The organism is Streptococcus oralis, assembly GCF_001579025.1.
GTDB lineage: Bacteria > Bacillota > Bacilli > Lactobacillales > Streptococcaceae > Streptococcus > Streptococcus oralis_X.
This window is the reverse complement of sequence record NZ_KQ970236.1, coordinates 329484-339780: the sequence shown is the minus strand read 5'-3', so window position 1 is coordinate 339780 and position 10297 is coordinate 329484. Positions and strand designations below refer to the sequence as shown.

Here is a 10297-nt window from a genome sequence, read left to right as displayed (position 1 = left end):
TTTTTTATTTTGCTACTCGAGTTTAATTTTGCATGTTTTGAATTCGTCTTGTAAAGTTCCGACTCTTCTTTATTAAGATTGCAATAAATTTGATACTTACTTTCTTTACCAGTTTCTAATTCATCATCAATAAAGTCTACGGTAATAACAGGATCTTTACTAGCACCTTTAGTAATTTCCTTAATAGCATTTCTATCAATACTTGGATTGTAGGACTTAGGATTAAAAAATAAATTAATAGCTCTTAAAACGTTTGTTTTTCCAACGTTATTTCGACCCGCAAAAATATTTAAAACATCAAGTTCCCTAATAATATTTTCTTCATTAGTAAATGATCTAAAATTACTAATTTTTATTTGAGAAATTTTTATCATATCTTATTTTCCTATATATCTTAACTAATGTTATTTACGATGCCCTAGACCAACTTCTTCATCTCATCAATACGTGCGACGGTCGCGTCGTATTTAGCTTGGTAGTCGGCTTGTTTGTCGCGTTCTTTTTGGACGACTTCTGGTTTGGCATTGGCTACGAAGCGTTCGTTAGAGAGCTTTTTACCGACCATATCCAGTTCTTTTTGCCATTTAGCCAGTTCCTTGTCGAGACGAGCCAATTCTTCTTCGACATTGAGAAGGTCTGCCAGTGGCAAGTAGATTTCTGCTCCTGTGATGACGCTTGACATAGCGAGTTCAGGTGCAGGGATGGTTGATGCGATTTCCAAGTGTTCTGGATTTGTGAAGCGTTTGATGTAGTTGACATTGCTGTTAAAGAAGGCTTCCAAGTCGCTATCGCTAGTCTTAACAAGAATCGTGATAGGCTTGCTTGGTGCTACGTTTACTTCCGCACGCGCATTCCGAACTGCACGAATCAAGTCTTTGAGGCTTTCGACACCTGTGTGGGCCGCAAGGTCTTCAAAGGCTGGGTTAACAGTTGGGTATTCCGCTGTAACGATAGAGCCTTCTGAGATTTGTCCAAAGATTTCCTCTGTCACGAATGGCATGATTGGGTGAAGGAGACGAAGGATCTTGTCCAAAGTGTAAAGGAGAACAGAACGTGTGATGACTTTCTCTTCTTCGTTATCGCTATAAAGGACTTCCTTGGTCAACTCAACGTACCAGTCCGCAAACTCGTCCCAGATGAAGTTGTAGAGGATGTGTCCAGCAACACCAAACTCAAACTTGTCAAAGTTTTCAGTGACTTTTCCGATGGTTTCATTGAGGTTGTGGAGAATCCAGCGGTCTGTGACATTTCCAGCTTCCTTGTTAACAACTTTTTCCACATTAGCCGTTGCTTGCTCAAGGGTCAATCCTTCATTATTCATGAGGATATAGCGAGAGATGTTCCAGATCTTGTTAATGAAGTTCCATGAAGCATCCATTTTCTCATAAGAGAAGCGGACGTCTTGCCCTGGTGCAGAACCGTTTGAAAGGAACCAACGAAGGGCATCGGCACCGTATTTCTCGATGACATCCATTGGGTCAATCCCGTTCCCAAGAGACTTAGACATCTTGCGTCCTTGCTCATCACGGATAAGACCGTGAATCAGAACGTTTTGGAATGGCTGACGACCTGTGAATTCCAAGGATTGGAAGATCATACGAGACACCCAGAAGAAGATGATGTCGTAACCTGTTACCAGGGTTGAAGTTGGGAAGTAACGTTTGAAGTCTTCTGAGTCGACATCAGGCCAGCCCATGGTTGAGAATGGCCAAAGGGCAGAACTGAACCAAGTATCCAAGACGTCTTCGTCCTGAGTCCATCCGTCACCTTCTGGTGCTTCTTCACCGACGTACATTTCACCCTCAGCATTGTACCAAGCAGGGATTTGGTGCCCCCACCAGAGCTGACGAGAGATTACCCAGTCATGGACATTTTCCATCCATTGAAGGAAGGTATCGTTGAAACGAGGTGGGTAGAATTCTACCTTGTCCTCTGTGTCTTGGTTGGCAATGGCATTCTTGGCCAATTGGTCCATCTTGACGAACCACTGCGTAGACAAGCGTGGCTCAACCACCACACCTGTACGCTCTGAGTGACCAACGCTGTGGACACGTTTTTCGATTTTAACAAGTGCACCAATTTCTTCCAACTTAGCAACAACTGCCTTACGAGCTTCAAAACGGTCCATACCTGCAAATTCAAAGGCCAAGTCATTCATGGTTCCGTCATCGTTCATGACATTGACTTGTGGCAAGTTATGGCGTTGACCAACCAAGAAGTCGTTTGGATCGTGGGCAGGCGTGATTTTCACGACACCCGTACCAAATTCAGGATCTGCGTGTTCGTCCCCAACGATTGGGATGAGTTTATTAGCGATAGGAAGGACGACGTTTTTACCAATCAAATCCTTGTAGCGTGGGTCTTCTGGATTGACCGCAACAGCAACGTCCCCAAACATAGTCTCAGGACGAGTGGTCGCAACTTCAAGGGAGCGTGAGCCGTCTTCCAGCATGTAGTTCATGTGGTAGAAGGCACCTTCCACGTCCTTGTGGATAACTTCGATATCAGAAAGGGCTGTGCGAGCTGCTGGATCCCAGTTGATGATAAACTCACCACGGTAGATCCAGCCTTTCTTGTATAGATCCACAAAGACCTTGCGCACGGCTTTTGACAAACCTTCGTCAAGGGTGAAACGCTCACGAGAGTAGTCTACAGAGAGCCCCATCTTGCCCCATTGTTCCTTGATAGTCGTGGCATATTCGTCTTTCCATTCCCAGACTTTCTCGAGGAATTTCTCACGACCAAGATCATAACGGCTAATGCCCTCACCACGCAAGCGCTCCTCAACCTTAGCCTGAGTGGCAATCCCCGCGTGATCCATACCTGGAAGCCAAAGCGTATCAAAACCTTGCATGCGTTTTTGACGGATAATGATATCCTGCAACGTTGTATCCCAAGCGTGACCAAGGTGAAGTTTACCAGTTACGTTTGGTGGTGGAATAACGATTGAATAAGGCTTAGCCTTTTGATCGCCAGAAGGCTTGAAAACATCGGCATCAAGCCATTTTTGGTAACGACCAGCCTCAACCTCGGCTGGATTGTATTTTGGTGAAAGTTCTTTAGACATGTGTGTTCTCCTTAATTATTAGTTTCCTAATTAGCTTCTATTTTAATTTCTTATTTAGTTTCTTGCGTATTTTTATCTGTTCTTTTTTAGTTTATTAACATCTTCTTTTGTTATATTATATTTTATATCCCATAATTTTTGTTTCAATCTATAATTTAAATTGTAAATTTCGTAATATTTTAACTCTAAATCAGTCCTATTTTTTTCTATCTTTTTTATTTGAGAAATATATTTATAGTCTATATTAAAAATTTGATAAATTAACAAAAGTTCGGAAGAAATTATAATTAACATAAAAATTAACAGGAAGATATTTACCAGAAAATTCAATTTAAATAGATTATAAAAATTCAATAGAATAAATATTAAATAAAGTGAATAAAGATGAGGCGATACAAACCCAACTAAGGAGGTTAGTATTAAAATAGTTTTTTCTTTAGGCGAATCAGAATTGAGTTTAGATAGCAATTTTATTAGGGACGGTTGCAAAAATAAAAGAATAACTGAAAATAATGATAAATACATATTTACTTCATTATTCACATTTCCCGCCCAAAATAACATTATTAAGTTTAGAATTATCAATCCCCATCTTAAAAAATTCCATAAGAAATTATTATTAATTCTAACCTCATTTTTTGAACGTTCCCAATCATATTTCAAGAGTAACCTTAGATACTGAATGAGTTTTTGCGATTTTTCTTCTGAGTAATCAAAATCATTTAAAAGATCCCAAATATGTCCATCTTTCATGTAATACTCATTAGTATATTTAATATTTCTACAATAGCCATATGGATTGATTTGTGTTCTAAGACTATTTACTGCAGACTCCCTATTTTCTCCATTTAGCAAATCAACAATTATTAACTTTATGCTTTTTCTCCATTCAGAGCGTTCTTTAGTAATATAATCAAGTTGATTTCTTTTACTATTATTAGCGAAAACTAAAATTGCACTCAAGATAGCCCCTAGACCAGCTCCACTAATTAGAGTAATAATCTGGCTTATTTCCAATCTTCTAACCTCGCTTTCGAAATTTTTCAACACATCCCAACTGTTCGATTTTCTCGAACAGTTCAACTAACAGTTTCTTTAACGTTGGCCTTGAGCTTCCCACTCATTCCTCAGCAAGCCGTATATCAGACTGTCACAGCGGTTACCTTGGGCATCTTTGCGGTCTCTTATGCGAGCTTCGAGAGTAAAACCAAGTTTCTCGGCGACTCGTTGACTTTGAAGGTTATAGCCAAAGCAAGTCAGTTCAATCTTGTGTAGGTTCAATTCTTTAAAAGCTAAATCAATCAAGGTACTCGCAGCTTCTGGAACATAACCTAGACCCCAATAGTCTGGATGTAAGATATAGCCAATCTCCAAGACATCATCCTCGTGACGACGAGGGAAATCAACAGAGCCGATGATAGTATCGGTCCCTTTAACCACTATGCCGTAACCAGCTGGGAGATTGTCCTTTTCATTGCGCTCGGGCAGAATATGCTCCAGATAATAAATCTCATCTTCCAAGGTCTTGACGGGCGGAAAGCCTGCTGGGTAGGAAACTTCTGGCCTACTGGCATAGTCAAAGATATCCACAACATCAGCCACGGTACGGACTCGTAAGACTAGCCGTTCGGTTTCTAAACGTTCTGGTAACTCAGCTATTATCATCTTTCTCCCTCGCTTCCCATAAAAAATGCCCCTGCCATATTCATGACAGGGACGAATGTACTAATCCGCGGTACCACCCAATTTCGGGCAAGGCCCGCAACTCTCGTCTTTATAAATAAAAAGACAATATTATTTCATTTTTATCCATCAGCAACCAGTTTTGACACATTTGTGGACTTCTCAGCACCGCCACTTTCTGTAAAATGTGGGATTCAAAACACCTCTAATGGCTCTATTGTAGCAAGTTTTTGACGGAAATGCAAGGGACAAGAAAAATTACTTGAAGCTGATTCCGTGTTCTTTTAATTTCTTAATCGTAGCTGGACCGATTCCCTTCAAGGCAAGGAGTTCTTTTTCTGTCCAGTTTTTGAAGTCAGAAGCTGACTTGATGCCTTCATCATAGAAAGTCTTAGCGCGATCTACTGAGAGGCCACCCAAAGTAGCTGCGAAATCTTCTACTGAATTCGCCACTTTTTGAGCTTGTTCCTTGGTCGCTTCTACTGCTTGTTCCACTTTTTTAGAGACGACTTTTCCTGCTTGGCTGGCAGATTTTTCCGCATGTTTCACGACTTTTTTGGTCTCTTCGACAACCTTAGTCACAGTACTTGAAAATGCACCTGAACGACGAAGGCTATTTCGCAATTGTTTTTTACGTTGGAGTTTCTTTGACATGATAAAATCCTTTCAATAAAAAATCCCTGCTCTGACAAGGATTTAATAAAGATATTCTATCAAGATTTTGGGAAAAAATCAAGAAAGTATCTGTATTTTAATAGTTTCTCTCACCAAACAAGCCTTCTGGCAAATCATGAAATCCCTTGCCCGCCTTAAAGTTTTCAAACTTACCAAGCAAGAACTGATAAGCATCCAAGCGGCTTTCGTAGCGAATCATGGCATCTTTGGCACGCTCGTCTTGGTCTTCTTCGTAGACTTTTTGACTTTCCTTGTGCGCCATATCGTTGATCATGATCTGGGTATTAACCCAGGCCTCAAATTCCTTCATAAATTCCTGTTCGTAACTCATTGGTTCTCCTTATTCTAATCCACGGAAGTAGTCCGTATCAATCTCTCGGTAGGGCTGGATATCCTGAACATACTCTAGCACGCCTTGGAATTCCCCGTTCTCATCGTGTACTGCAGCGTAGGTGATGTGGACAAATTTGCCTCGCGAATCTGACTTGAACCACATTTCATACTTGTCCTTGACCCCTTCACGAAGACCTTGCATGATAGCTTTGACTTTCTCCAAATATTTTGGAGGATGGCATAACTCGACATTTCGTCCGACTTGGGACGGTGTCCGTTTGAAAATCATCTCATCAGCTGGCGCATTGTCATTGTAATACTGGAAAATATCGTCTTTATTGACAAAAGTGATCTCCATAGGGAGGTGATTGAGGATGAGGTTGGCCTGCTCTACGGAGAGATAGCCATTGCCAAAAGGCTGTTGGCTATGGCGGTCCAGCACCGCTTCCTTTTCCTTAGGGGTAAAGGTAATGGTGAACTGGCCTTCTGGTGTATCGATAACTTGCTGAACTTGACCTTCTGCCGTGTCTAGTTGTACGGGCTCTTCTGCACTTTTTTCCTCAACAAAGCTCTGTCGCTCTGGCACCCATTTCTCTGACGGACGGATGATGGCATAGCCGTAGGCATCGCTCTCCTCCGCAATCTGAAGCCAGTCATCCTGGGTGAAGGACTCAAGAAGAATCATGAGGAGGATGGACTCTTCCTTGAAAATCATACTTTCAAACTCTGTCGCAAAAGCTTCGAAAGTTTCCTTTACAGTGCTAATTGACTCTTCTGGTAGTGCCTTAGCTGTCGCTAGAGCTGTCTGAAAGAGTTCTCTGATCTGATCATCCACTCCCCACATAACCTTAGGGGGTGAATCGTGACCATAGCGCTCCATGATAGGAAAGAAGAGCTCTTCCTTGCGCTGGTAGTGGATATCAAATTGCCCCAAAAGTCCCATTTGACGGACCAAACCCTTGCGCATCTCCACAAGCATTTCTTCATCTTCCGTAGTCTCATAGGTATCTAACAATCTCCAAATGCGAATCAAGGCTGCACGGAGGGCCAGATTTTCATCCTTGAAGACGCGAACTGGGTGGCCAGGATGCTCGGTATCCTCTACTTCAACGCCCTTAACAGCGTTTTTAAAAAGATTGGCATGGACATCACAGAGCTCCATGACATCTTCAAAGGTAACACCCGAGTCTGAGTTCATCAGCTCGTGCTCCATGAGGGAAATCTCGATGGCTGAAACACCCGTAAAAGTCGCATCAAAACGCTCCTGAACTGACTCAGGAGAGGCGCCATTGTGCAATTCTAACAAAATATCCCGTAGGATATGAATTCGTTCATCTGCCATTAGTCTAACCCAATCACTTCGTAACCATTCGCTTCCAGTGTGCGGACAATCTTGTCCATAGGAGTTCCTTCAAGTTTAGAACCCTGTTTGAGCGATACCTTGCGACCGACTGTGTTGCGCATCAAGGGATTAGCAAGTGGTTTAAAACCCAGCTCTACTAGGATTTCCAAGACTTCTGGATGCTTATCCACCACTTCTGCAACGGGAATTGATACATCGATGATATTATCCATGACGACCTCCATTGTATGTTCTAATACTCAATGAAAATCAAAGAGCAAACTAGGAAGCTAGCCGCAGGCTGCTCAAAGCACTGCTTTGAGGTTGTGGATAGAACTGACGAAGTCAGTAATCTATACCTACGGCAAGGTGAAGCTGACGTGGTTTGAAGAGATTTTCGAAGAGTATAAAATGATTTTACTGATTATATTATACCATAAGGGAAGAGATTAAAAAACTAGCAGTGGAGTTCCTGCTAGTTTCTTTCATTTCAAGTTATTCCTTATCATCTGGTTTTGCGAGCCACTGGGCTACATCCATCAACTTATCAGCAAGCAGTACTTTCCCGAAACCTACTAGAGCATTGTCATCTTTTTTCATGTTCTTCAGGACTTTGACGCTTTGCATCACAAAAAAGTAATTCCCGTAAGTCTTGGCTAGAATTTTAATGAATCCCATATTACTCTCCTTCGATGATTTCGACCTCTTTTCGGATAATATCAACATCTTTTTGATATTGAACTTCATTGTAGTTGACTAGTTTGGACAATTCCTGTTGCAATCTTTCTCCCATCGGCTTCATGGTCGCAAAGGTTAAGCCACCAGAAATGACTCCGCCTAGGATAGGAATCACTTTTCCCATTCCTTTGGCCAAGCCTCCTTTTGTCAGATTAACACCAAAAATTTTCAAAATTTTCTCTAAAATAGGATACCAGAGCGTCTTTGTCAAGGCTTTCTTGTTCACTACTTTTATGACTTGTTTGGCTACTGTCACACCGCCTGATCGAAGCAGAGCACCTGCACCATTTACTCCCAGCATCACACCGAGGTACAGTAGGAGTGTGTTTTTAGCTTCCTCGCTTAACTCATTGCGCGATGCCCAGAGATCATCAAATCCGTAAATATACCCTAGTTCTTGAGCTAATTTTAATGAGAAAGCGTAAAACTGGGCTACATCTGTTGGAATGGTAATTGCCATGGCAAGGCCTCCAGGTAGACCTGCCAATACCGAAGTGCCGCTGGCCAGCAAGACATTGTCCTTAATACAGGCCTTGGCCACTCGGTCCAAGCTTTCCTGAGGTAACAAAGAAGTCGGCCCTTGTTCTAATAAGGTAGCAATGTCCTTGCGATCTAATTCCTTGGAAAACTTTTCTACTAAAAATTTCTCTCGATCAACTTTGACTACGGGTAATTTCACCACTTGTTGCAGTACTTGCATAGCTATATCTTGTTTAGCCATATATCTCTCCGTTTTTCATTTATATCAAGCTTTATCATATCATACTATTTGAAATATACAAATTTTTTAAACCGATTTTTATCAGATAGCAATTATCGTACTCTGGCAACAAAAAAGAGGGTTCCCCCTCTTTCTTAGTTCTTATCCAGATTGCGTAGCATTTCGTCAATCTTGTTTCCATATTCGATGGATTCGTCTTTGACGAAGGTCAAATCTGGGATTTTGTACAATTTCAAATTGCGACCAAGTTCACGTTTGATGGTACCAGTTGCTTTTTCAAGCCCGATTTGAGCTTTTTGGTTATCCGAAGCAAGGTTACTCAAAATGGTGTAGTAAACCTTGGCAACAGACAAGTCACCTAGCATCTGAACATCTGTAATGGTCACACCTTGGACACGCGGATCACGGACTTTCTTTTGCAAAATCTCATTGACTTCGCGCTTGATTTCCATGCCCACACGATCCGTACGGAAATGATTTGCCATGATATTCCTTTCTCTACTTTGAACCAAAAGCTAGGCCAGCAGACCTAGCTATTTTTATTAGATAGAGGAACTAGAGCCATTTGAATCTAGGAAACAAGCCTTAGATAGAACTAAGGGTTCATCAAGGCGCTGTTGACGACGAGTCAAATCGGCTATCGTTTCTCTATTATCGTTTGATTTCTTCCATGACATAGGCCTCAATCACATCATCAGTCTTGATATCATTGTAGCCATCAATCATCAATCCACCTTCACGACCGTTTGTAACTTCTTTAACGTCGTCTTTGTAGTGTTTCAAGCTTGCAAGTTCGCCGTCATAGATAACGACACCGTCACGGATAACACGAACTTTAGAGTCACGGGTAACCTTACCGTTGATAACCATGAATCCACCGATAGTTCCGACTTTAGATACCTTAAAGGTTTCACGGATAACTGCTTCACCGATAACTTTTTCTTCGAATTCTGGGTCAAGCATCCCTTTCATGGCTTCTTCCATCTCTTCGATAACCTTATAGATAATGCTGTGGAGACGAATTTCTACATCGTCAGCTTCCGCTTGTTGACGCGCTTGTGGTGTAGGGCGTACGTTGAAACCAACGATAAAGGCATTTGAAGCTTCCGCAAGAGTCACGTCAGACTCATTGATAGCACCGACAGCCGAGTGAACGATGGTCACTTTCACACCTTCCACATCAATTTTTTGAAGTGAGGCAGAAAGGGCTTCAACAGAACCTTGTACGTCGGCCTTGATGATGACATTAACTGACTTGAGCTCACCAGCTTTAAGTGTATCAAAGAGGTTTTCAAGGCTGACACGTTGGGTAGCTTGACGTTGTTTCATGAGGGCACGTTTTGCACGTTCTTCACCGGCCGCACGCGCAGATTTTTCATCTTCGTAAACGGCAAAGTGGTCACCCGCCATTGGCGCTTCGTTCAAACCTGTGATAGAAACTGGTGTTGACGGACCTGCAACCTTAACACGACGACCAAGGTCATTGGTCATAGCACGCACACGACCGAAGGTATTTCCGACAACGATTGGATCTTGGACATTCAAGGTACCTTGTTGAACAAGAAGGGTTGCGACCGCACCTTTTCCTTTATCCAAACGAGCTTCGATAACCGTACCGATAGCACGAACTGTTGGGTCTGCTTTGAGTTCTTGGATTTCAGCCACAAGAAGGACTGTTTCCAACAATTCTTCGATATTTTGGTTGAATTTAGCTGAGATTTCAACAAATTCAGAATCT

Annotated in this window: 12 protein-coding genes; all 12 read right to left on the bottom strand. The window is 41.9% G+C overall.

What is annotated here, in order from left to right:
- Window positions 1-374: AAA family ATPase (locus tag SORDD27_RS10020; RefSeq protein ID WP_196755631.1), on the bottom strand; the 374-nt coding region annotated here is incomplete at its 3' end.
- Between the two features lie 44 nt (window positions 375-418).
- A complete protein-coding gene (locus tag SORDD27_RS07895) occupies window positions 419-3067 on the bottom strand; it encodes a valine--tRNA ligase (protein WP_061428402.1) in 2649 nt (882 codons plus the stop codon).
- Between the two features lie 72 nt (window positions 3068-3139).
- Entirely contained in the window at window positions 3140-4117 is a 978-nt protein-coding gene (locus SORDD27_RS07890; protein ID WP_231069327.1) for a hypothetical protein, read from the bottom strand.
- Between the two features lie 45 nt (window positions 4118-4162).
- A complete protein-coding gene (locus tag SORDD27_RS07885; RefSeq protein ID WP_049550477.1) occupies window positions 4163-4732 on the bottom strand; it encodes a GNAT family N-acetyltransferase in 570 nt (189 codons plus the stop codon).
- A gap of 276 nt (window positions 4733-5008) precedes the next feature.
- A complete protein-coding gene (locus tag SORDD27_RS07880) occupies window positions 5009-5404 on the bottom strand; it encodes a helix-hairpin-helix domain-containing protein (RefSeq protein WP_000038703.1) in 396 nt (131 codons plus the stop codon).
- A 97-nt stretch (window positions 5405-5501) separates the two neighbouring features.
- The gene (locus SORDD27_RS07875; RefSeq protein WP_000119707.1) at window positions 5502-5756 is read right to left on the bottom strand and encodes a DUF1912 family protein; all 255 of its coding nucleotides are present in this window, start codon (window positions 5754-5756) and stop codon (window positions 5502-5504) included.
- A gap of 9 nt (window positions 5757-5765) precedes the next feature.
- Entirely contained in the window at window positions 5766-7100 is a 1335-nt protein-coding gene (locus SORDD27_RS07870) for a DUF438 domain-containing protein (protein WP_061428400.1), read from the bottom strand.
- Window positions 7100-7333 (bottom strand): DUF1858 domain-containing protein, encoded by a 234-nt coding sequence (locus SORDD27_RS07865; RefSeq protein ID WP_000368739.1) that lies wholly within the window; start codon window positions 7331-7333, stop codon window positions 7100-7102. Before SORDD27_RS07865 ends, SORDD27_RS07870 begins: the two co-directional genes overlap by 1 nt.
- A gap of 262 nt (window positions 7334-7595) precedes the next feature.
- The gene (locus SORDD27_RS07855) at window positions 7596-7778 is read right to left on the bottom strand and encodes a hypothetical protein (RefSeq protein WP_000505781.1); all 183 of its coding nucleotides are present in this window, start codon (window positions 7776-7778) and stop codon (window positions 7596-7598) included.
- A gap of 1 nt (window position 7779) precedes the next feature.
- Window positions 7780-8559, bottom strand: coding sequence for a hypothetical protein (locus tag SORDD27_RS07850; protein ID WP_061428398.1), 780 nt, complete (start codon window positions 8557-8559; stop codon window positions 7780-7782).
- 134 nt (window positions 8560-8693) lie between these two features.
- Window positions 8694-9044 carry a 30S ribosome-binding factor RbfA gene (rbfA, locus tag SORDD27_RS07845; RefSeq protein WP_001273601.1) on the bottom strand — a complete coding sequence of 117 codons (351 nt, stop codon included), beginning with the start codon at window positions 9042-9044 and terminating at the stop codon, window positions 8694-8696.
- Between the two features lie 166 nt (window positions 9045-9210).
- The coding region (gene infB / locus SORDD27_RS07840; protein WP_081103405.1) for a translation initiation factor IF-2 at window positions 9211-10297 on the bottom strand (1087 nt) is incomplete at its 5' end.